This is a genomic window from Paenibacillus sp. P13VS, from assembly GCF_015143645.1.
GTDB lineage: Bacteria > Bacillota > Bacilli > Paenibacillales > Paenibacillaceae > Paenibacillus > Paenibacillus xylanilyticus_A.
On sequence record NZ_WYEV01000006.1, the window covers coordinates 276926 to 298125 of the forward strand.

Here is a 21200-nt window from a genome sequence, read left to right on the forward strand (position 1 = left end):
TTATTGCCCCATGGAGACGGGCACACGAACCTGCTGAAGTACAGAATTCAGTACGGCTTCAGAGCTCATGCTGTCCAGTCTCGCTTCAGGACGCAGTACAATCCGATGGGAAAGGACGTACGGGGCCATCGTCTTTACGTCATCCGGGAGCACATAATCACGTTCCTGCAGGAAGGCAAACGCCTTCACTGCCATCATGAAAGAAATGGCTGCACGCGGGCTGGCCCCCAGCAGCACGGACGGATGGGAACGTGTATTGCGAACGACATCAAGCAGATAGTCCATGACCGGATCACCGATGAAGACCTCCTTGATTTCCTGCTGAATCGCCGATATCTGGTCCATATGAGTTACGGACTCCAGCCGGTCCACGGGCTGACCTGACTGATGCTGCTTCAGCAAAGTTCTCTCAATATCCTTGTCGGGATAACCCAGACTTATTTTCAGCATAAACCGGTCGAGCTGTGCTTCCGGCAGTGTATACGTTCCCTCAAAATCGATTGGATTCTGTGTAGCACAGAGCATGAACGGGTGCGGCAGATCATAGGTATCACCATCTACCGTTACACTGCGTTCTTCCATGACTTCAAGCAGGGCTGATTGGGTCTTCGTTGTTGCCCTGTTGATCTCATCCGCCAGAAGGATGTTGGTCATGACCGGACCCGGACGGAAATAAAAGCGCTCGTCACGCGGGTGGAATACGGATACACCTGTAATATCACTTGGCAAAATATCTGGATTACATTGAATGCGGCGGTATTCTCCGCGCATGGATTTCGATAATGCTTTGATCAACTGTGTCTTTCCTGTTCCGGGTACGTCTTCGATCAGAACGTGTCCGCCTGCAAGCAAAGCTGTGAGCAAAAGTTGAATTTCAAAGGATTTCCCCATTATGCAAGATTCTAGATTAGAACGAACTGCTGAAATGATTTGGATCGACTCTTTGCGCACAGGCATGTGGTCTAACCTCCTAAAAAAGCATACAGATTTCCTTTTATTGTACATGAACAACGGGCGCGAGTACACTCGAAGAGAATCACAATTTGTTTCCAGCCGTCAGATTGGCCGCCATTCTCGCATGATTGCGACAAAAAGCCCCGGATGTTAAACATCCGGAGCCTCTTCGTGTATACATATATGGCTAAAACCATTGGACTGCGCCTTATCAGCCTTTCGGCCGAACCACCAGCGCCGCGAGAAAGGAGAAGATAATCGCCGCGGATATCCCTGCAGCCGTCAAGTCGAATATCCCGGTAATAACCCCGATCCATCCCACCTTTTCAAGCTCGGTCAATGCCCCGTGCACGAGTGAATTGCCAAAACTCGTAATGGGGATGGATGCCCCAGCCCCTGCAAATTTAACCAGTGGATCATACCATCCGAGCGCATCCGCAACCGCCCCTGCCACAACGAGTGTACTCATCGTGTGAGCCGGCGTCAGCTTGACGCCATCCATCAGCAGCTGACCCACCACACAGATCAGTCCGCCAACAATAAATGCCCATAAAAATTGCATCGTTTACCCCTCCTTTTCAATGGCTACGGCGTGTGCAATACACGGGATGCTCTCGCCCTGCTGGTAGGAAATCGGTGACAGCAGTGCACCCGTGGCCACAACCAGTACCCGTTTGAGATCGCCTTTTTGCATCCGGTTCAATATATGTCCATACGTTACAGTCGCTGAGCAGCCGCAGCCGCTGCCGCCTGCTACAACGAATGGCTGCTTCTCGCGATCGTAAATCATGAGTCCACAGTCATTAAACGTCGTTTGTTCCATGGGGATGCCTTCCTTTTGCAACAGTTCTTTTGTAATGGGGTGTCCAACCGAAGCCAAATCGCCAGTGACGATAAGATCGTAATACCCTGGTTCAAGCCCTGTATCCCGGAAATGAGATACGATGGTATCTGCTGCTGCTGGGGCCATGGCTGCCCCCATGTTAAATGGATCCTTGATGCCAAGATCCATGACCCGTCCAATCGTGGCCCGCGTGACAACAGGGCCTTCCCCTGTGCGGGAGACTACGCCGCAACCGGATCCGGTCACGGTGTACTGTGCATAAGGAGGTTTCTGGGAGCCATACTCGGTCGGGTAGCGGAACTGCTTCTCCACTGTGCAGTTATGGCTGACCGTACCGGCGAGGACATAATCACCCCCACCTGAATCAACAATCAGGGAGGCTAATGCAAGGCTCTCCATGGAAGTCGAACAAGCCCCAAATATACCGAGGTAAGGAGTTCCCAGTTTCCGAGCCGAAAAGGAACTGCTGATGATCTGGTTGAGGAGATCGCCACCAATGAAAAACTGCAGCTCTTCCTTTGTGATGTTTGCATTGATGAGTGCCAGCTGTGTAGCTTGTTCAAGCAGCTTGCGCTCCCCTTTTTCCCATGTTTTCTCACCAATCTCCAGATTGTCATAGACGTAATCGAAATCGCCGGACAGTGGTCCAGCTCCCTCCTCTGGCCCAACAACCGCAGCCCTGCCTATAATCCGAGGGCGATTCTCAAACTGCCAGGTTTGGCGTCCGACAAGCTTCATAGGTGCCCACCTCCTAATCCAAGGCAGGCGTAAATGATACCTATAATAAAGGCAGCTACGACGCCGAATACGATAACCGATCCGGCTAGCTTAAACATGTTGGCTCCAACGCCAAGGACAAGTCCCTCCGCACGGTGCTCCAATGCTGCTGAGCACATTGAGTTGGCAAAGCCAGTAACCGGGACCGCTGTTCCTGCTCCTGCCCATTGGGCAATTTTATCGTACACCCCAAGGCAGGTGAGGATAACCGAGATCAGGATCATGACCGCAACCGTAGGACTGGCCGCTTCTTTGGAAGTCATATCGAAACCTGCCTTGAATGCTTCCTGGATAGCCTGTCCAATGATGCAAATGAATCCCCCGACAAAGAAAGCCTTAATGCAATTCGCAAGGATCGGACGAGCCGGCTCATGCTTTTTGGCTACTTTCTTGTAATCCTGTTCGCTGATGGACAGGGATGATGATTTTTTTCCGTTACCGGATCCTTTGGTTTGAGCTGGCAAGATTCAGAACCTCCTTAGAAATCGAATAGGTCGCACAGCTTGTCGCTGCATCTCGTTGTGGAATCCTATGTTCATTGTTTGTTAATCGTGGGAAGGTTATGTATCCGGCGAATGGCATCAATTGTTTCCAGTTGGGGAGAGAACGGTTTGGCAGCTTAAATTCAATACGCCGGATTAGAGAGAAGCTGAGCTAATCGCACAACAGTCAGGACTGAAGGATTTCCCTATAAATAAAGAAGTACGATGACGAGCAAAATAAAAAGGACGATAAAAAGGATATCTTCATTGCCTTCATGTGGTGGCTTCATCTGGTGTCCCAACTCCTTCCTGTCGTCAAGCAAACGAATAAAAATCCCGGTTATGGGAACGCACGAGCATCTCAACTCATGCATATTCAATCATGCTGTGAAAGGCGTGAGGGAAAAGCCCATTCCAAAAGAACACTTCATGTTCATTGTACTAACGCTCCGGTCGATACGTGACACAGACATGGACAATTAGGTGCGCAAGGTTCATACTATAATGTGACCAGTGGTTAATAATGTCCTTTATGAATGGAGGACAACAGTCCGCAGCCGTTCTGTCGAGACTGTCATACATACAAGCAGAGGAGTTGTCGACACATGAATGAAAAAACAATGGAGATGTTTCGTACGTTAACGGAATTCCCTTCCGCTTCCGGATTCGAGCGCGAGCTTCGCGGATGGATGAAGGAGCAGCTCTCCCAATATACAGAGGAATTTGTCCAGGACCGTCTGGGAAGCCTTTTCGGTGTACTGCGAGGTGAAGAATCAGGCCCGAAAGTTATGGTAGCCGGACACTTTGATGAAGTGGGCTTCATGACAACAGGCATTACGGAAACGGGCATGGTTAAATTCCGACCGCTTGGTGGCTGGTGGAGTCAGGCAGTTCTGTCCCAGCGCCTACAGATCATCACTCCGGATCGCCGTATTACGGGCGTTGTAGGCTCTACGCCTACTCACCTGCTGGATGAGTCTCAACGGAGCAAACCGGTTGATCTGAATCACATGTATCTGGATATTGGTGCGGATAACCGTGCGGAAGCCGAATCTTGGGGCATTCACCCAGGCATGCAAATCGTGCCGATCTGTGAATTCACACCCATGGCGAACCCCAAAAAAATCATGGCAAAAGCCTGGGATAACCGCTACGGTGTCGGACTTGCCCTTGAGCTCGTTGAGGCACTCCACCAAGAGAAGCTTCCAAACACGCTGTATTGCGGCGCAACCGTTCAGGAGGAATTGGGGCTTCGCGGTGCGCGTACAGCGGCCAATCTGATTGAACCAGACATCTTCTTCGCACTGGACTGCAGCGCGGCCAATGACATGACAGGTGACAAACAGTCCTTTGGACACATTGGGCAAGGTGCTCTGCTTCGTATTTTCGATCCAGGCATGTTCACTCACCGCGGCATGGTGGAATATGTGCAGGATACGGCTTCTTCAAACCAGATCAAGATGCAGTACTTTATCTCACCTGGTGGCACGGATGCAGGACAAGTTCATCTGAGCGGAATTGGCGTACCTTCAACCGTCATTGGGATCTGTGCCCGTTACATCCATACCTCATCTTCCATCATTCACACCGATGACTATGATGCTGCGAAGGCACTGCTTGTCAAATTGGTGAAGGGTTTGGATCGTACGACCATGAACACCATTATTGAAAATGCATAAATGCTGAGCGAGTGACAGGATTGAAAAACTCCGTTGTCCTCCCTTCAGATAAAGAGGCATTCCGACTTTTGTTGGTGTGTCTCTTTTTTGCGTAAAAATAGATTAATAGTTCGAACATTACAGGAATTAACACATAAGATACAACAACGAAAGAGAACAAAACACCAAGCAGTGGGGGACCTGTTATGGCAGTGGGAAGGAATGGAAAATCGAATAAAGGCACCAAAAAAACAAATGCCGCAAACTCCCTTCTCAATGGCAATCTAAAAGGTAGAAACCTGGAACTTATTGTTGCAGCCTTGCTTGTTAGCGGTAAATTAAGAGTTGATGCTGTCACCTTGTTTCGTGAGGCCACTCTGGTCGTAGAGCTGGTTGGACAGTATAAAACACTAACAAACATTAATCCTTCGAATGCCGATAAACTGGTCCAATTTCTTGACGAGATGGGCGACTTGACTCTGGATGATGTGATGCGAGCTTTCCAAAAAAGAATGAATTCCTAAATGAATGGAATGAAATGAGGCTGGAATGATGTCTGACTTTGACGGAACTGGATTCGCAGAGCTAATAATTGTAGTTATTCTTATTGTGTTATTTGTATATGGCTCTTCGGATATTGATGAGCTTACCGATTCCCCTTCTTCTTCCTGAATCCTGCACCCCGTTGGTTTAGTCCCTTGAACTATACACAGGAGTAAGGTTTGATACAGGATTCGGAGAGCCAATAAAAAAACGCCAGTCCATATATTCCGGACTGGCGTTTTTGAAGTTCATGTTGCTGTTCAGCACGTTTGCAGGATCCGATTCAATCCACAATGCCAGGTGCTCAAGAGTTACAGAAATAACGGCGAAAATGCGATCCATGCCAAAATAAGCGTTAGCACAATACATACATTCTCCACCACGGCTCCATGTTTGGTCCCTGTGCTCATCAAATTCGCCCTGATCCTCCACTTGAGTGGCGGAAGCGGACGAATCCCGCGATTCGTCAACGAGTCTGCAAGCAGATGCATGGCATAGGCTACTCCTCCGGCAACCCAAATCTCCGGTCCCTGCTCATGCGTTGTGCTGTACAGCAGTCCTCCCCAAACGGCAGTTCCATAGACCGTATGGGTTAAACCTCTGTGGGTAAGCGTAGTACATAACATGAGCAGACTCCCTGCAATCAGGTTCCATGGTGCGAGGGCGTGACCGTAGAATACAAGGCCCAGTCCGATGGCGAACATCAATACTTTACGGAGCGAACGTGATGGCAGGAAAGATACAAGTCCAACCAAAATGGCCAGCAGCAGATTCCAAGGCTTCGCCTGCACGTAAAAATACACAAATACGGCTGTAGGCAGCAAAATGGTTTGCAGCAGCCTGATCAAGCTATTGGGCAGCGCCTTGGATACCAACAATGAATTCGGCTCATCAATGTCCGGCAGCAGCGAGCCAATGAGCGCAACCGTAACAGCCGGTGCCGTGACTTGCACACCCATCAGCTGCAGTACTGAAAGTGAAACGCCTGTTCCAATAATCAGGTGGGATCTTCCCATCATGATGCGAAAACTTCCTTTCGAAGAAATAGGGAACATCATATCCCATTCTCGATGTTACAACGAAAGCAAAAAGAGAACAATAGTTCGTATTTCTTATTTTACATTAGATCCCGACCTCAATACATACCATTCTTCAAGCTCCAATAAAAAAAGTTTCCGTGACCGGGCTCACACTTTTTAATTTGTGCTGCTTATCTCTTTCTTAGTGAAATAAATCACATTATGTGTTAGCAATCCACGCTATGATTCAAATATAAACCACTAAAAATGTTGATAATGTCCAGTGTTAAACCAAGGAGGCTTACACACATGAACGGAAACAGAGAAAAACTTGTTGTGATCGGTAACGGTATGGCCGGCATGAGTACAGTTGAACAGATTCTGAAATTAACTTCACGTTATGATATTACGGTCTTCGGCACGGAGCCCTATCCCAACTATAACCGAATCATGTTGTCCTATGTTCTGGAGGGCAGCAAAACCATTGATGATATCGTGCTCAATGATCTGCACTGGTATGAAGACAATGGCATTACGCTTCATACCGGGACAACCGTGTCCCGTATCGATGCAGATACCCGGGAGGTCGTTACAAACGAAGGCACACGAGTGCCCTACGACAAAGTCATTATCGCTACAGGGTCCAGCTCCTTTATCCTGCCCGTTCCGGGTCATGATAAAGAAGGCGTTGTTGGATTTCGGGACATTGCCGATTGCAATATGATGCTGGAAGCAGCAAAGCAATATAAAAAAGCGGCTGTTATCGGGGGAGGTCTTCTCGGACTGGAAGCAGCCAAAGGTCTGGTCCAGCTCGGCATGGACGTCACTGTAGTTCATCTCATGCAAGACCTGATGGAACGCCAGCTCGACCCCCAAGCTTCAGCCATGCTAAAAGCTGAACTGGAGCGTCAGGGCATTCGTTTCAAGATGGGCGCACAGACAGCTGAATTGATCGGCGGGGAACGTGTGGAAGGCCTCCGATTTGCCGATGACACCGTACTGGTTGCAGACTTTGTCGTAATGGCTGTAGGCATTAAACCGAACACGATTGTAGCCCACGAAAGCGGCATGGAAGTTAACCGCGGGATCATCGTGGATGACTACATGCAGACCTCACTCGAAGGTGTATATTCCGTCGGGGAATGTACCGAACACCGGGGAGTATGCTACGGCCTCGTTGCCCCATTATTCGAACAAGGCATGATTCTTGCCAAGCATATCTGCGGCGTGGAAACGGCTCCGTATGAAGGCTCTGTCGTATCTACCAAATTAAAAATCTCAGGTGTGGACGTCTTCTCCACAGGCGAATTTCTCGATAGTCCTGACCATACGGTGATCAGCCATAAGGATGACTGGAAACGAACCTACAAAAAAATTCTGCTGCGGGACAACATCATGGTCGGTGCTGTGCTCTTTGGAGATGTGACGGATTCTGCTGAATTACAGAAGTTAATCAAACAGAAAACCGAGATGACGGATGAGCTGTATGCCTCGCTGATGGGTACAGGATGTGGTGGTCACAAAAAAGCTGCTTCTGTTGAAACGATGGCTGAGGACGAAATCGTATGTGGATGTAATGGTGTAACCAAAGGAACGATTGTCGATGCCATTACGAATCAGGGTCTGACCAGCGTGGATGAGATCAAAGCCTGTACTGGCGCAACCCGTTCATGCGGCGGATGCAAACCGGTCGTAGAGCAGATTTTACAATATGTACTGGGAGACGGCTTCACAAGCGGTGCCAAACAGGGTATCTGTGGATGCACCTCGCTCAGCCGGGATGAAATTGTAGCCGAGATCAAGCAAAAAGGATTGCAGACGACCAAAGAAGTGATGAATGTCCTGGGCTGGAGCCAGCCTGAAGGCTGTTCCAAATGCCGTCCGGCAATTAACTACTACCTCGGTATGATTGCACCGGATACGCATGAAGATGAGAAGGAATCCCGATTTGTCAATGAACGTATGAACGCCAATATTCAGAAGGACGGCACGTATACGGTTGTACCACGCATGTACGGCGGCGTTACCACACCGGAAGAATTGAAACGTATTGCGGACATTTCGGTCAAATACGATGTAAAAGCGGTTAAGGTTACCGGCGGACAGCGTCTCGACCTGATCGGGGTCAAAAAAGAGGATCTGCCACAGGTATGGGCTGAGCTGGATATGCCTTCCGGTTATGCCTATGCCAAATCACTGCGTACAGTCAAAACATGCGTCGGTTCCCAGTTCTGCCGCTTCGGTACTCAGGATTCCATGGCGATGGGTGCCCTGCTTGAACGCAAATTCGAGCGTCTTGATCTGCCTGCCAAATTCAAAATGGCGGTCAATGGCTGTCCGCGGAACTGCGCGGAATCATGTACGAAAGATATCGGGATTGTTGGTAACGATGGAGGCTGGGAGTTGTTTATTGGCGGTAACGGCGGTATCAAAGCCAGACTTGCTGACTCCTTATGCAAAGTGAAAACAGATGCAGAGCTCATCGAACTCTGCGGTGCAATTATTCAATACTACCGGGAAACAGGTAACTATCTGGAGCGTACCTCGGAATGGGTCGAACGGATGGGACTGGAGCAGATCCGTTCAGTTGTGGTGGATAATCTGGAGGAACGCAAAGCACTGATGGAACGCATTGAATTTGCCCTGAGTCATGTGGAAGATCCATGGAAAAAAGTACTGCGTAACGAAGAAGGCCAGACCAAACTGTTCCAGGGAATTGAAGTGTCCGCTCGCCCTTAAGCTGTAATCCTTAAAATAGTAACGTTCTTTACTGGTTTACGTTCTCTACTGGATCAATATGATATTCAATTTGCAGGTGAACCTGCCATAGAAAAGGAGAAGTCCATATGACAACCCAACAATCGGGCATTTATTTTCCGGCTGGAGAGATTGAAGAGTTTCTCCCCCGGATCGGGAGAGTAGTAGAAATTGAAGGCCGACAGCTGGCTGTCTTCCGCGCCTCCGACGGTACCGTATTTGCTGCCGATAACCATAATCCCCACCCCAAGGGTGGTCCGCTCGCTGAAGGCATCGTATCCGGACATTATCTCTATGATCCACTGTACGATTGGAAAATCGACTTATGTACGGGTCAAGTACAAGCACCAGATCAGGGACAGGTTCAGATGTTTCCGGTGAAACTTGAGAACGGGCAGGTCTGGATTGCTGTATAGTTAGCTCCATAAGCAGGAGTGAGATAGATGCACAATAATGGAGGAGACCAGGATGTATACACCAGGTGTTGAAGGAATTATTGAAGCTGCCGTTAAAAAGCGGGATCAGATGAATGCCAGCTTGCCGCGTTACATGGTGGCGGCCTTAATGGCAGGCGCATATGTAGGGCTTGGAATTATTCTGATCTTTAGTATCGGTGCACCGCTGCTTGCAGCCAAGTCACCCTTGCAAATGATGCTGATGGGCATGTCCTTCGGGCTCGCCCTCACGCTCGTCATTTTTGCAGGCTCGGAATTGTTCACTGGCAACAACATGTTCTTTACCATGAGTACGCTGGCAGGCCGGACAACGGTTCGGGAAACCTTGAAAAACTGGGGACTTGTTTTCCTCGGCAATCTAATCGGGGCCATTCTGCTCAGTCTGCTGATTGTAGGCAGTGGCTTGTTTAAAACAGCTGGACCCGAGCACTTACTGTTTGCAGTTTCGGCCAAAAAGATGGCTGCACCCGTTACCGAATTGTTCTTCCGCGGTATTCTCTGTAACTGGCTCGTTTGTCTGGCCATCTGGATGGCGGCCCGTTCCAAAGAGGATATTGCCAAACTGGTACTGATCTGGTGGTGTCTGTACGCGTTTATCGCCAGCGGATATGAGCACAGTGTCGCCAACATGACGCTCTTATCCCTGTCCTGGCTGCTGCCCAACCATCCCGATACGATCACGCTGGCAGGTTGGCTGCACAATATGATTCCCGTCACGCTGGGCAATATTATTGGCGGTGCGTTGTTTGTCGGTATGGCGTATTGGTTTATTTCCCCGGTTCGGAAGAAAGCCTGATTGGACATCGCATACCTTTTTCATTCATCGTGAACATTAAAATCTAAAAAAGCCAGCATGAATAGCTGAATAATCGTTCAGTCGACATGGTGGTTTTTTGGTTTTTTCCGTGGATATCCGTTATGTCTCTCTATCCCTATGCTTATGTCTTTCCCTTCGAGGTTTATTTTTACCTTTCTCGCATACATCGTTAATCCGTGGTTAACATAATTAAAGTATAGTCGGATCATACTCAACCAACAAAGGATGATAGCTTAGATGGGAATTCATACGTACTTTAGGTCACTGAACGATCTTGAACGCATCATTCGGACGCCTGGCAAGTTCAAATTCGAAGAACACTGTGTGTCTGCCCATTCCTGGAAAGTAGTACAGTATGCCAAGACACTGGCCGATATTGAAGAACTGCACGGAGTAAGCATCGATTGGAAAAAGTTATACGAAATCACCAGCAGCCATGACTATGGGGAAATCTTCATCGGTGATATTAAGACACCCGTCAAACATTACTCGTTAGAACTGCGTTCCATGCTGCTCCATGTGGAAGAAGCGATGGTAGAGCATTTTATTAATGAAAATATCCCTGAAGAATTTAAGGACATTTTCCGCAGGCAGCTGCGCGAAGGCAAAGACGATTCCGTAGAAGGTCTGATTCTCGAAGTGGCGGATAAAATGGACCAGGTATATGAAGCCTTTGCGGAACTGCAGCGTGGCAATACGGAGAAAGAATTTATTGTCATGTACCGCTACGCACTGATCAAAATCAAAAATATCGACCTTCACTGTGTACGTTACTTCTTAGACAACATTCTGCCTGACATGATTGAAGAAGGCATTCGCTCCCCGTTCGATATCCGCCAAATCACCGAAGAAGCTTTGTCCCAATAATCAGCGCTGGCCATCTTGGTTCACCTGATCCGGGGGACATGGCTTCTTTTCGTTATGGATGGTGATCTGGAACTTGTATTTGACAACCTCACAATTTGTAACTATTATAGTTACAATGGTGGTGATCATCCATGAAACAAATCAGCAGCCGCTTTTCCATTGCGGTTCACACCCTGTCCTTGATCGCTGTTGCACCGCATGAGTGCACTGGGGATTTTATCGCTTCCAGCGTAAATACAAATCCCGTGATTATCCGGCGGATCATGTCCAAGCTGAAACAAGCCCGTTTGATTGAGGTCAGACCAGGTGTTGGCGGTGCTTCCTTATTAAAGGACCCGGCAGACATCACCCTTCTGGATGTATACCGGGCACTCGAAGTGGTCCAGGAAGGGGAGCTATTCAACTTCCACAAACATCCGAATCCGGATTGTCCCGTGGGCAGCATGATCGAACGTACTTTGCGTGCTGAGCTCATTGAGGCCCAGACAGCGATGGAACAGCGCTTGAACCGCGTAACCATACAGCAGATGATGGATCAGGTCATGTGTCTGAATAAAAGAAGCTCATAGCGAGCTTTTTTTAACCCTTCGGTTGTAATCACATCTGTTATAACGGACTTGATTACATCCAAACTTTTTTCAAAATACTTAAACCATTGGAGGAATATCTCATGAAAATTTTGGTTACTGGCGCAACAGGTCATTTGGGTTCACTGGTCGTAGAAGCTTTGTTAAAAACGGTATCCGCCGGGGATCTGGCTGTAAGTGTACGAAACCCGGAGAAAGCGGGAGCACTGCGTGCTCAAGGCGTTGACGTTCGTCATGGGGATTTCGATCAACCGGATACACTTGCCAAAGCTTTCGCTGGTGTGGATCGCCTGCTGCTCATCTCCACAGATGGCGACAATGAGACACGTATCCGCCAGCATCAAGCTGCGGTTCATGCTGCCAAGAATGCAGGTGTTGGATTTATCGCTTATACCAGCGTGGTAAATGCCGAGAATAACACCCTTTCCCTGGCTGAAGTGCACCGTGCCACAGAACAGGCGATCCGCGAATCCGGCATTCCTTACTCCTTCCTGCGTAACAACTGGTATCTGGAAAATGAAGCAGGCAGCGTACAAGCTGCAACCCAAGGTGCCCCATGGGTTCATGCGACCAACGACAGTCAAGTAGGCTGGGCTACGCGCAGCGATTATGCACATGCCGCTGCAGCAGTCCTTACAGGTGAGGGACATGAGAATTCGGTATATGAGTTGTCTGGTAAACTCCGCACGCAAGCTGAACTTGCAGCTATCGTTGGTGAAGTGCTCGGACAGGACATCAATGTGCAAAACGTGGACGATGCCGCTTATGCCGACATCATGAAAGGTGCAGGTCTGCCTGACTTTGTGGTCTCCATGCTGGTTGATATGCAGAGTGCCATCCGTGAAGGCGCACTGGCTGTAGAGAGCGACACATTGGAGAAACTGCTTGGCCGACCTGCTCAACCACTGAGCGAAGGTATTAAAGCAATTTTGGGCAAATAAAACGTCTTTTAATCCATAACCGCTATTAGAACGTAATTCGATTAGCTGGATATCGGGATATCCAAATAGGGACACACCAACAAATGTTGATGTGTCCCTTTTTCTGTATCATGTGCTTATATAACAAAATGATACTCTATTGGACTCGCGGGCAATATTCTTGTCAGCGGTCGATATAGCGTGCAGGTATGTGATCAGCGAGCCAGATATTTTCGTTTCCATGGTAAAAGAGGATACCCTCTTTGGCTGCCTGCGCGGCATTAATTCTCAGGATCACAGGTTGATCATCACGTCTGCGTCCTACCTGTTCGGCCGTATTCATATCTGCGGACAGATGCACATACTGCCGCTGCCGCGGCTGCAATCCCTGCTCCATAATCGAAGCCACCGCGCGAGCCGGTGTACCATGATACAGCATTGCCGGCGGGTCCGCAGGGGTTTTCGATATTTTCTGCGGAGTGGAATGACCATATAATGCCCGGATGCGGCCGGAACGGATTTCATGTCGCTTTTTCTCCGACGCCTCGATCATCTGCTCCAGATCCGCTTCCGTTACTTCTTTCCACTGCGGACTTTCATGCAGTGCCACAAGTAATTGCGAGATCTCCACCCAGCCCTCTTCATCCAGCTCCAGCTCATATTCCCAGGGGGCATGCCGCAGAGCATAAGAGAGCTCTTTGCTTAGTTTCATCAAATCCATTACGATCATCTCCCGAATCTAGTAACTCTCTTCTATCTCTCCGGTTGTACCGCTGCCAAAATCTCCTGAATATTGCGAGCGAGTCCTTCATCGTCTTCCTGGTTAAATTGACGGTGGCCGTCAATCCCACGATGAATAATCGTGTTCATAACGGGATGCGCTTCCCGGTCCGAGGCCACCCGAATCAGATCGTCGGCAAAGTCCACTGCTTGCTGCTCACTGTAGTTAAATGGCTTGATCAACATACGAATACTCAGTGCATGAGCCTGGGGCTCTCCTAGTTGATCCCGATGAGTAATGCCGTATACAGCCCCAAAACCGAAAGCAGCGATAACCTGCCGCTCCAGCTCTGTTGTCTGCCCCAATGGCGTGCCAATCAACTCGCATATCCGGTCCACCATCTGCTCCAGCTCGGAGGCAGCCGCTGCCAGAATGACGTCGTTAATATCTTCTGCGTTAATAAAATCAGTCATATTGTAGTTCTCCATTTCTCAGCCATATTTGAGCCATGCTCTCAGACTCTCTGACCAAATTGTATCGGAGGTATAGCCCTCGTTTCAAATGCCCTATCCAGCGATACTTCTCGTATTTTATATATTACCCTGATATAAGCGTTGTCGTCTGCGTTTCAAAACGATTTTTTGCAAGATGAAGAGCCTTATCCTTCTCGCCATGATCCATATAATACTGAAACAATATTTCTTCATAACGCTCAGCGAGATACTTGGAACCCAGTTCACGATAATAAGGGAGTACTCTCTCTTCTATCATTTGATAATATGCCTTCTCCTGGCCTTGTAAAATAACACATTGGAGTTCCAGTTCCATATAGCTCGCATCTTCCACAAGATCAGATCTACGCAGCGCTTCCAGAGATAGATCCAGCAGTTTATTTGCAGGCATGAGACTTCCCAGTCTACTCGTTTCTATGTAATTATTGAGTACCATCAGGTATAACGGCTGCTCTTCCGGAATGATATCAAGCGCTTCCCTGTACCAGTAGGCTGCATCTTCATATTGGTTTCTCCGGTTATATTCATAACCAAGATTGTTCAGCAGCTTGGCTTTCCGGTCAGGAAGACCGCAATCATCACAGATGCGAATCAGATTCTATATCTGCGTTTGGTTTCCGGAAAATCATGATATTCGCGAGAGTTGAGCTGAACGAGCATGATCGTTTCGGTATCAATGATTCGTACCATATTGAGCGTTTTGCGAAAATGCTGAATGGCCTTCTCCGCATAATAGTAAGACGTGATATTCGAGTATATTGAGTGATATGCCAGAGACAAATGATAAAAGTATTCATGGTTCGTATACTTGGATTGGTCTATCGAAGTTAGTGTCTGGATGGATTTCGCATAGTGTCCTGTGAGGAAATAATAAATCCCCATCAAATGATGGTAAAAATAATACTCATACGAATGCTCCAATTCATCCGGAATCTCGACTTTGTCTATATGCCTTTCGGCTTCATCTATATTATTCATAAACAAGTAAAATCGAATCCGCAGCAAGTCACAAGATAATCGCAGATCAGGTATACCTGTCAATGGTTCTTCTTCGAGCTTGTCTTTGAGGCGAATAGCCTCCGCCGTTCTCTGCATAATAATGGCCTCTTGCCATGTATCCAGCAGCTCTTTCATTTGATGGTATCTTGTTACTTCCCTTACCATATCAATGTGCAGTCGCTCACAGAGCATATCCATAATTTCCTGTGAATACTCTGTCATGCCCCGCTCAATTTTGCTCAGATGTGTGACTGAACAGATCCCTTTCACCAGTTCTCCTTGAGTTCGTCTTTTTTTCTCCCGGTAAAATTTAATAATCTTCCCTTCAATCATCACTACACCTCTTTTTGTCCTTCGTTGTATCCCTAATTATAGGGATCGAATGAGGACTCTACCAGCATATATTATACGCCAAGGTCATTGCGATAGAGTTTCCGAGGATCATGTAAGGTATCATCATACAGAAAAAGAGGCCCGCTAAAGGGACCTCTTTTTCTAATATTTCTTATTGGATTAGCGAAAGTAAATTGTAAATCGTTTGGGCCGTTTCAGCACGTGTTGCACGAGCTTTCGGGTTAAATTCTCCTTTTGCAGAACCCTTCATTACACCCAGTTCGGAAGCGCTGGCCACAGCTTCCTCTGCCCAAGGTGCAATGTCTGCTGCATCTGAATAGCCTGCAGATGTCTGCTTGGTCTCCAATGATTGGGTTTGATATTCATATGCTCTCATCATGAGCACTGCCATTTCTTGTCTCGAGATGGTTTCGGTCGGAGCGAACTTATCTTTGGCTATTCCTTGAATCAAGCCTGCTTGATATGCTGCAGCAATGCTCTCTACATACCAGGCATTCTCACTCACATCGCCGAATGGTAATTCGTTTCCTTCGGCCTGTAAACCAAGGGTTCTTACAATCAAAGCGGCAAATTCAGCACGAGTTGTCTGACCCTGAGGATCAAATGCTGTCTCTGTCTTGCCTGTCAGCACATGCTTGGCTGCAAGAGATTTGATGGCTTCACTTGCCCAATGCGTCGGAGTCACGTCTTCAAACGCTTTGTCGTAAGCAAACGTTCCAAACGTCCCCAAATGCGACAGTTGGGAGGTCACAGTACCATTTTGTCTATCTACCTCCCCGCCAACATAGGTCCAGTTGTCCTTCGATGAAGATTCATTGTACATTCCGATCAGGTTGCTATTCAGATCCTTGTCGTAATGAAGTGTCAACGAAATATCTTCCGGAAGCGCGGACAAGGATAACTTTTCACCGGAAGCCTCCAGGTAAAGTTCGAATTCGTAAGCAGCACCTGCCATTGTCTATGTCAGACCTTGTTTCGCGGCTGGCACGTTCACGTCTTTTTCTTTTATTTCCAGCATAATCTTGCCACCAGCAGCACCAGGGCCTCCTTTGGTTTGCAGTTCTTTGAATACGCCTGAAGGAATTGCGAGTGATAGTAAACCTTGCTGAGATAGTGTAAGTGTATTAGAACCTAACAAGTCTCCAGCATTGACAGGCAGCTCAATCTTTTGACCAACCGTCATCGCCACAGTCGCTGTACCGTTTGTCACAGCTTTCAGATCCTTTTCCGTGATGACCTGATTTTGGCTCAGTTCTGACTCTGGCGTCGGTGCAGGTGTAGGGGCCGGTGCAGGCGCTGTCCCGGATCCTTCGCCACCACCATTATTACCGGAACCGCCACCGTTATTTCCGGAACCACCATTGTTCATTTCCTGAATCTTGTTCAGGAAGTATCCCAAGTCTTTTTCACCAATTTGCATGACAGGCTTCTGGGTGGAATAGTTAGCCGTTTTTCCAAAGTTATTCGTAATGTAATTTACTTCGGCGTCTCCTACATAGCCATCCTGGTCAATATCGGCGATTTCATCCGAGATATGATAATGTTTCGTTACAAATTCCATATCATAGATATCGATGACTCCATCTCCATTGATATCACCTGCATACGTAAAGTCAGATGAATTCAGTTGATTGATGCCATAATATTCGCCATTAATATTCTTGCTCAGAACTACCGACAGCTTGGAAGGTAAATGACCGGGAACTCGTGTGTAGATGGTCGTCATTTCACCTGTTGCAGGAATGCCATCGATGAGGAACTCACCGTGTTTTTGCAGCGTCCCCTCATATTTCTCTCCGGAAGCCGTCTCCGCATAAATTTCAATGCCCATTGCCGAATAGTCATTTGCAAAATCCAGATACTCTCCATTGACCATAAAAGCTTCGGGACGTACATAACCATATGTTCTTGAAGATTTGGAGATCACTTCGTAGCTGTCTGTGTTAAACGCGGTTAATGTCAACTTCTCTTCGTTCTCATTCATGCCAACCGTAGTGTATTTCACTTCAAGCAATGGAATGTCGTTTTTCTTTAAATAAAATTTTTCCTTCGGTACATCAAAGATAACCTGGAACAAATCAAGATCACCTGTGATTCCTTCAAAAGACCCACCTGAGATGGATGCCTCAAAGCTGATTTCTCTTGCGCTCACGACAGGATCACTGAACTTCACTTCTGCACCTGTGGCATCCAGTAATGCCTGCAGCTCAGGTGTTGGCTCAATCCGGCTAAATTGTTTATAGTCATACATGGATTCCAGGATAAACGAAATACCGTTTAACTTCTCCACATTGTTCAATTGAATAGTCTGGGTAATCGTATCTCCTTTACGGACTTGTTCTTTGTCATATTTACTGGTCACATAAGGTTTGCCTTCGGAAATAAAGCCATAGCGGTGGTCCTTGGCGGGATTGGCCGCTGTACTCACATCCATTCCAAAGAGGCGAAGTTCATAACCATTATCATATTCTTCCTTGGTAATCCCAAAAGAGATGTTTCCTTCTTTGGAAACAGGTAACTCACCCGAATAGAACGGACTGCTATTCTCGTAGAAAACGATACGATTGGAAGATTGATCATACGCCGTAATTCCATTATCAACAAAGGTTTGCACTGTTGAATCGATAGCTGTGCCATCATACCAGACGCCAAGTCCAGCTTCTCTTTCCGTCAACATACTATCATTGAGCTCGTATACACCAGGCTCTATACCCAGGTCAATCTCAGGGGCTGTGTTGTCCACAACGACCAATGTTTCGTAAGAATACTGCCTGGATTCAGAATCCGTCCCAATGATTTCAAGGGTGTAGCTGCCCTCAGGGACAAATCGTGCAACGTCGGAGATCTCCCCGTTTTCAATCGGAAATGCGTAACCTTTAAACAAATTCAGGATCGTATATTCTATCCCCGGAAGCATGGACTGCGAATTCATTGTACCGACAAACCCGATTTCCTTGCCGGTCTCACGATCCTTCAGTAACACATCCACAGAATCAAGGGGACTACCCAAAAGAATGGTACTCATGGTTATCCGGTTCAGGAACTGATGGAATGGGGTATCGTTGGTAACGGATGGCGGAATCAACTCGACCGAAGTAATACCCTTCTCACTAATGCGGATGGCGAAAGGGATCTGAATATGATCCGCGATATTTTCCGTATCCAGATATACATATCCTTCGTAACGACCGCTTGGCGTGCCCTGTGGTACATCAACAGAGACAGTCACCTCTTCCGTACTTCCCCCATTTACTGTAATGGATTCCGGAAGCCGAACATCTAAATTCATATCGTTCAACAGCTTGCTGGAAGTCCGATAGGTCTTCGCACTGTCCCCTTTATTCTCGATCTTAACAATCCGACTGTCCGACAGGATTTCCCCGCCTTCATCTTCCAGGTATGCACTGTCAAATACGATTGAACCTGTAATCTCGTCGATCAGGATGGATTCCTCATTCGAAATATGAATGGTTTTGTCCTGAACTTTGGCAAATACGGATGTGTGGACTGCACGGTAAGGATCTACACGGCCTGCACCCACTTCGTATACGGAATAATTGCCGTTCAGATCTACCGCCGTATTCATTAGCGCTGTCTTCACATCAAAAGGCGTATAATCCACGTGTTCCTGCAGCATAAGCGCAGCAATTCCTGCCATATGCGGCGTTGCCATGGAAGTACCCGAAATTCGTGCATACGCAATATCATAATTCTCTCCGGCATGATCATTCACAAATACGGGGTATGTCGAAAATATAGCTACACCAGGAGCTACGATATCCGGTTTGATATCATTGTTGACTGCAGCTGGACCACGGGAACTGAAATCAGCCAGTTTGTTCCCCTCTGTAACGGTTTGGCCTGCTGCGCCAAAGGTAACCGTCACGCCGTTTGCATCCTTTAGCTTTTCTCCAAGCTCTTTTTCCATTTGGAATGTCGGAATATATCCGTTCATTTCACCCAAATAGTTGGGGATGGTTCCTTCCACGTTATTGTAAATTAACGCAGCTGCCGCTCCCGCTTTTCTTGCATTGACAATCTTGGCGTCCAGCGCAATCTCGCCTCGAGCGATCAGGGCCACTTTGCCTTGAACATCAATACCTTCAAAGTCAGAAACGTTCCCAAGACCTGCATACACGAGTTCATAGGTTTTACCCTCAAGGGTGTTCAGATCGTCCGCAAAATCCTTCCCAAACAAAGGCAGCTCCTTGGTATACGTTGGAGCAGGTGTTTCTTCCGCGGCTGTTGGTACCTCTGCATCGGCTTCAGGTGCAGCTTCTTCTGCGGCTGCTGGCACCTCTGCATCTGCCTCAGGTGCAGCTTCTTCTGCAGCTGCTGGCACCTCTGCATCTGCTTCAGGTGCAGCTTCTTCTGCGGCTGCCGGCACCTCTGCATCTGCATCAGGTGCAGCTTCTTCTGCGGCTGCCGGCACCTCCGGATCTGCCTCAGGTGCAGCTTCTTCTGCGGCTGCTGGCACCTCCGGATCGGCTTCAGGTGCAGTTTCTTCTGCTGCCTCTTCCTCATTTGAATTATTGTATACATCCATGGTCACGGTAACGGTTGGAATGGTCAAAGGGACATCGGAAGCCCCCACCGTAATAGCCAGCGCACTGGCTCCCGGTGTGCCTAGTGTACCCTCGCTTGGCCCATCGTTACCTGCTGCAACCAAACTCACGACGCCCTGCAGCATCGCATTATTCAGTGCAATGGACGAAGGGTCCAACGGATCATTCGTTGCAGCACCCAGAGATAGATTGATCACATCAATATCATCTTGAATAGCCTTGTCAATCCCGGCAATAATGCCGCTCATCTCACCACTTCCGCCAGGACCGAGTACACGGTATACATACAAATCCACGTCTGGCGCTACCCCTTTTACGGCATACCCTACATTATTTTTCGCCTGTCCTGCGATAGTTCCCGATACGTGGGTTCCGTGAGAGGTATAGTAGTCTTCTGCGGGTACTCCCAGCTCCTTATAACCTGAATTTTCCCAATCGGCGTAAGTTGTCTCCATCGGGTCAGCATCGTTATCGACGAAATCCCAACCTTTGACCGTAGCCGGATCCACTTGTTTGGGATCTTCTCCGTCATGGGCTCGATACCCCTTATATGCCCCGTTAAATCCGGATGATGATAATCAATTCCCGTATCCAGTACGCCGACCTTAACTCCCTTGCCTGTAATGCCCTCTTCGTGAAGTGTGTCGATCCCCAGGTACGGCACACTATCAGCCATCCGGGGCTGCATTCCGGCTTCGGATGCAAATTCACTCTGCGTGTCTGCCTCCGGCAGATCAAGAGTCACTTCCTGATCAGCCCATACTTTTTTCACTACACCGGATTCCATTAGATCTTCTATTGCAACACCAGGAATCGTTAGAGCTACACCATTTAGCGCAGTATCATACTCCTGAGTAATCTGAATTGCGGAAGCATCATAAGACAGGCTTCTCTTCTGCTGAAGAGATTTAATATGCTGTTTGAATTGCTGATGGTTTTGTTTTACTCTGCTTGCAGCTGTAAGCTCTGATAATTTCTCATTGTTCAGAGCAGCCCGTTTCAAAGCCACTACAGCGGGTTCGCTTTTAAATTGAACAATCACGTTAACCGACTCTTCACTCTTCGTATTCACCCTGGAGTCAATGACTTCCCCATCCATGATTTGAAGCTGAATTAAAGCTTGTCTCTCTTCCGGTGTCAGAGATTGCAGAATAGATTTAGCGCTTGCACTCTGCTCTAGAGGACCATAAGAGGGTGCTGCGTAAGCAGGCATAGAGAACATGGAGGACAACATGACTCCTGCCGCTATAAGACCGGATAACCATCGGGTTGATTTTCGTTTCATTTCATACCTCCTGCGGTAATAGATTAGGATTATCGTATTCCGCAGTGTATGGAATGTAAATTGGGGTAATTGAGTATGTTAATA

19 protein-coding genes and 1 pseudogene are annotated in these 21200 nt (G+C 47.8%); 8 read left to right on the forward strand and 12 right to left on the reverse strand.

Annotation, left to right across the window (positions count from 1 at the left end; genetic code table 11):
* The 4 genes from GUA98_RS17495 to spoVAC all read right to left on the reverse strand — a co-directional run bounded on the left by GUA98_RS17495 (position 1) and on the right by spoVAC (position 3039).
* On the reverse strand, positions 1–957 hold the full coding sequence (locus GUA98_RS17495) for an AAA family ATPase (protein WP_095289796.1): 957 nt from the start codon (positions 955–957) through the stop codon (positions 1–3).
* Positions 958–1165: 208 nt separating this feature from the next.
* Positions 1166–1516, reverse strand: a complete 351-nt coding sequence (gene spoVAE / locus GUA98_RS17500) for a stage V sporulation protein AE (protein ID WP_095289795.1) — start codon at positions 1514–1516, stop codon at positions 1166–1168.
* A gap of 3 nt (positions 1517–1519) precedes the next feature.
* Positions 1520–2536, reverse strand: a complete 1017-nt coding sequence (spoVAD, locus tag GUA98_RS17505; RefSeq protein WP_193723917.1) for a stage V sporulation protein AD — start codon at positions 2534–2536, stop codon at positions 1520–1522.
* Positions 2533–3039 (reverse strand): stage V sporulation protein AC, encoded by a 507-nt coding sequence (spoVAC, locus tag GUA98_RS17510; protein ID WP_193723918.1) that lies wholly within the window; start codon positions 3037–3039, stop codon positions 2533–2535. Before spoVAC ends, spoVAD begins: the two co-directional genes overlap by 4 nt.
* A gap of 623 nt (positions 3040–3662) precedes the next feature.
* Here spoVAC and GUA98_RS17515 point away from each other — a divergent pair.
* Both GUA98_RS17515 and GUA98_RS17520 read left to right on the forward strand, forming a co-directional pair.
* Entirely contained in the window at positions 3663–4736 is a 1074-nt protein-coding gene (locus GUA98_RS17515; protein ID WP_154895081.1) for a M42 family metallopeptidase, read from the forward strand.
* Between the two features lie 185 nt (positions 4737–4921).
* Positions 4922–5239, forward strand: a complete 318-nt coding sequence (locus tag GUA98_RS17520; protein ID WP_153979495.1) for a hypothetical protein — start codon at positions 4922–4924, stop codon at positions 5237–5239.
* Between the two features lie 330 nt (positions 5240–5569).
* On the opposite strand, the gene GUA98_RS17525 is transcribed toward GUA98_RS17520, so the two are convergent.
* Positions 5570–6277 carry a metal-dependent hydrolase gene (locus GUA98_RS17525; RefSeq protein WP_095359546.1) on the reverse strand — a complete coding sequence of 236 codons (708 nt, stop codon included), beginning with the start codon at positions 6275–6277 and terminating at the stop codon, positions 5570–5572.
* A 309-nt stretch (positions 6278–6586) separates the two neighbouring features.
* On the opposite strand from GUA98_RS17525, the gene nirB reads away from it, so the two are divergent.
* The 6 genes from nirB (at position 6587) to GUA98_RS17555 (ending at position 12701) form a co-directional block, all read left to right on the forward strand.
* Entirely contained in the window at positions 6587–9016 is a 2430-nt protein-coding gene (gene nirB, locus GUA98_RS17530; RefSeq protein ID WP_193723919.1) for a nitrite reductase large subunit NirB, read from the forward strand.
* Between the two features lie 107 nt (positions 9017–9123).
* Complete coding sequence (nirD, locus tag GUA98_RS17535) at positions 9124–9450, forward strand: nitrite reductase small subunit NirD (protein WP_153979497.1); 327 nt, start codon at positions 9124–9126, stop codon at positions 9448–9450.
* 52 nt (positions 9451–9502) lie between these two features.
* Complete coding sequence (locus GUA98_RS17540) at positions 9503–10285, forward strand: formate/nitrite transporter family protein (protein WP_193723920.1); 783 nt, start codon at positions 9503–9505, stop codon at positions 10283–10285.
* A 258-nt stretch (positions 10286–10543) separates the two neighbouring features.
* Positions 10544–11173 (forward strand): YfbR-like 5'-deoxynucleotidase, encoded by a 630-nt coding sequence (locus GUA98_RS17545; protein ID WP_110821976.1) that lies wholly within the window; start codon positions 10544–10546, stop codon positions 11171–11173.
* A 131-nt stretch (positions 11174–11304) separates the two neighbouring features.
* Complete coding sequence (locus tag GUA98_RS17550; RefSeq protein WP_193723921.1) at positions 11305–11742, forward strand: Rrf2 family transcriptional regulator; 438 nt, start codon at positions 11305–11307, stop codon at positions 11740–11742.
* Between the two features lie 101 nt (positions 11743–11843).
* Positions 11844–12701, forward strand: a complete 858-nt coding sequence (locus GUA98_RS17555) for an SDR family oxidoreductase (RefSeq protein WP_193723922.1) — start codon at positions 11844–11846, stop codon at positions 12699–12701.
* 163 nt (positions 12702–12864) lie between these two features.
* Here the strand turns inward: GUA98_RS17555 and GUA98_RS17560 are convergent, their stop codons facing one another.
* From GUA98_RS17560 to GUA98_RS30175, 7 genes and pseudogenes are all read right to left on the reverse strand, one after another.
* Entirely contained in the window at positions 12865–13401 is a 537-nt protein-coding gene (locus GUA98_RS17560; protein WP_193723923.1) for an RNA 2'-phosphotransferase, read from the reverse strand.
* A 32-nt stretch (positions 13402–13433) separates the two neighbouring features.
* Positions 13434–13874, reverse strand: a complete 441-nt coding sequence (imm48, locus tag GUA98_RS17565) for an Imm48 family immunity protein (protein WP_110821958.1) — start codon at positions 13872–13874, stop codon at positions 13434–13436.
* Positions 13875–13998: 124 nt separating this feature from the next.
* Entirely contained in the window at positions 13999–14304 is a 306-nt protein-coding gene (locus GUA98_RS17570) for a hypothetical protein (protein WP_193723924.1), read from the reverse strand.
* Between the two features lie 200 nt (positions 14305–14504).
* Entirely contained in the window at positions 14505–15245 is a 741-nt protein-coding gene (locus tag GUA98_RS17575) for a helix-turn-helix domain-containing protein (RefSeq protein ID WP_193723925.1), read from the reverse strand.
* Positions 15246–15417: 172 nt separating this feature from the next.
* A complete protein-coding gene (locus GUA98_RS17580) occupies positions 15418–16221 on the reverse strand; it encodes an S-layer homology domain-containing protein (protein WP_193723926.1) in 804 nt (267 codons plus the stop codon).
* A 2634-nt stretch (positions 16222–18855) separates the two neighbouring features.
* A pseudogene (locus tag GUA98_RS30310) lies at positions 18856–20205 on the reverse strand (S8 family serine peptidase); the annotation flags it as partial.
* Positions 20157–21116 carry a protease inhibitor I9 family protein gene (locus tag GUA98_RS30175; protein WP_321573890.1) on the reverse strand — a complete coding sequence of 320 codons (960 nt, stop codon included), beginning with the start codon at positions 21114–21116 and terminating at the stop codon, positions 20157–20159. The pseudogene GUA98_RS30310 and the gene GUA98_RS30175, both read right to left, overlap by 49 nt.
* Positions 21117–21200: the final 84 nt, after the last annotated feature.

What these genes read in the sequence shown, in the direction of transcription:
- GUA98_RS17570 (WP_193723924.1), bottom strand. Translation starts at nt 14,304, where the DNA reads ATGCCTGCAAATAAACTGCTGGATCTATCTCTGGAAGCGCTGCGTAGA.
- GUA98_RS30175 (WP_321573890.1), bottom strand. Translation starts at nt 21,116, where the DNA reads ATGAAACGAAAATCAACCCGATGGTTATCCGGTCTTATAGCGGCAGGA.
- GUA98_RS17515 (WP_154895081.1), top strand. Translation starts at nt 3,663, where the DNA reads ATGAATGAAAAAACAATGGAGATGTTTCGTACGTTAACGGAATTCCCT.
- GUA98_RS17545 (WP_110821976.1), top strand. Translation starts at nt 10,544, where the DNA reads ATGGGAATTCATACGTACTTTAGGTCACTGAACGATCTTGAACGCATC.
- GUA98_RS17575 (WP_193723925.1), bottom strand. Translation starts at nt 15,245, where the DNA reads ATGATTGAAGGGAAGATTATTAAATTTTACCGGGAGAAAAAAAGACGA.
- GUA98_RS17520 (WP_153979495.1), top strand. Translation starts at nt 4,922, where the DNA reads ATGGCAGTGGGAAGGAATGGAAAATCGAATAAAGGCACCAAAAAAACA.
- GUA98_RS17525 (WP_095359546.1), bottom strand. Translation starts at nt 6,277, where the DNA reads ATGATGGGAAGATCCCACCTGATTATTGGAACAGGCGTTTCACTTTCA.
- GUA98_RS17580 (WP_193723926.1), bottom strand. Translation starts at nt 16,221, where the DNA reads ATGGCAGGTGCTGCTTACGAATTCGAACTTTACCTGGAGGCTTCCGGT.
- nirD (WP_153979497.1), top strand. Translation starts at nt 9,124, where the DNA reads ATGACAACCCAACAATCGGGCATTTATTTTCCGGCTGGAGAGATTGAA.
- nirB (WP_193723919.1), top strand. Translation starts at nt 6,587, where the DNA reads ATGAACGGAAACAGAGAAAAACTTGTTGTGATCGGTAACGGTATGGCC.
- GUA98_RS17560 (WP_193723923.1), bottom strand. Translation starts at nt 13,401, where the DNA reads ATGGATTTGATGAAACTAAGCAAAGAGCTCTCTTATGCTCTGCGGCAT.
- spoVAE (WP_095289795.1), bottom strand. Translation starts at nt 1,516, where the DNA reads ATGCAATTTTTATGGGCATTTATTGTTGGCGGACTGATCTGTGTGGTG.
- GUA98_RS17550 (WP_193723921.1), top strand. Translation starts at nt 11,305, where the DNA reads ATGAAACAAATCAGCAGCCGCTTTTCCATTGCGGTTCACACCCTGTCC.
- GUA98_RS17540 (WP_193723920.1), top strand. Translation starts at nt 9,503, where the DNA reads ATGTATACACCAGGTGTTGAAGGAATTATTGAAGCTGCCGTTAAAAAG.
- imm48 (WP_110821958.1), bottom strand. Translation starts at nt 13,874, where the DNA reads ATGACTGATTTTATTAACGCAGAAGATATTAACGACGTCATTCTGGCA.
- spoVAD (WP_193723917.1), bottom strand. Translation starts at nt 2,536, where the DNA reads ATGAAGCTTGTCGGACGCCAAACCTGGCAGTTTGAGAATCGCCCTCGG.
- GUA98_RS17555 (WP_193723922.1), top strand. Translation starts at nt 11,844, where the DNA reads ATGAAAATTTTGGTTACTGGCGCAACAGGTCATTTGGGTTCACTGGTC.
- GUA98_RS17495 (WP_095289796.1), bottom strand. Translation starts at nt 957, where the DNA reads ATGCCTGTGCGCAAAGAGTCGATCCAAATCATTTCAGCAGTTCGTTCT.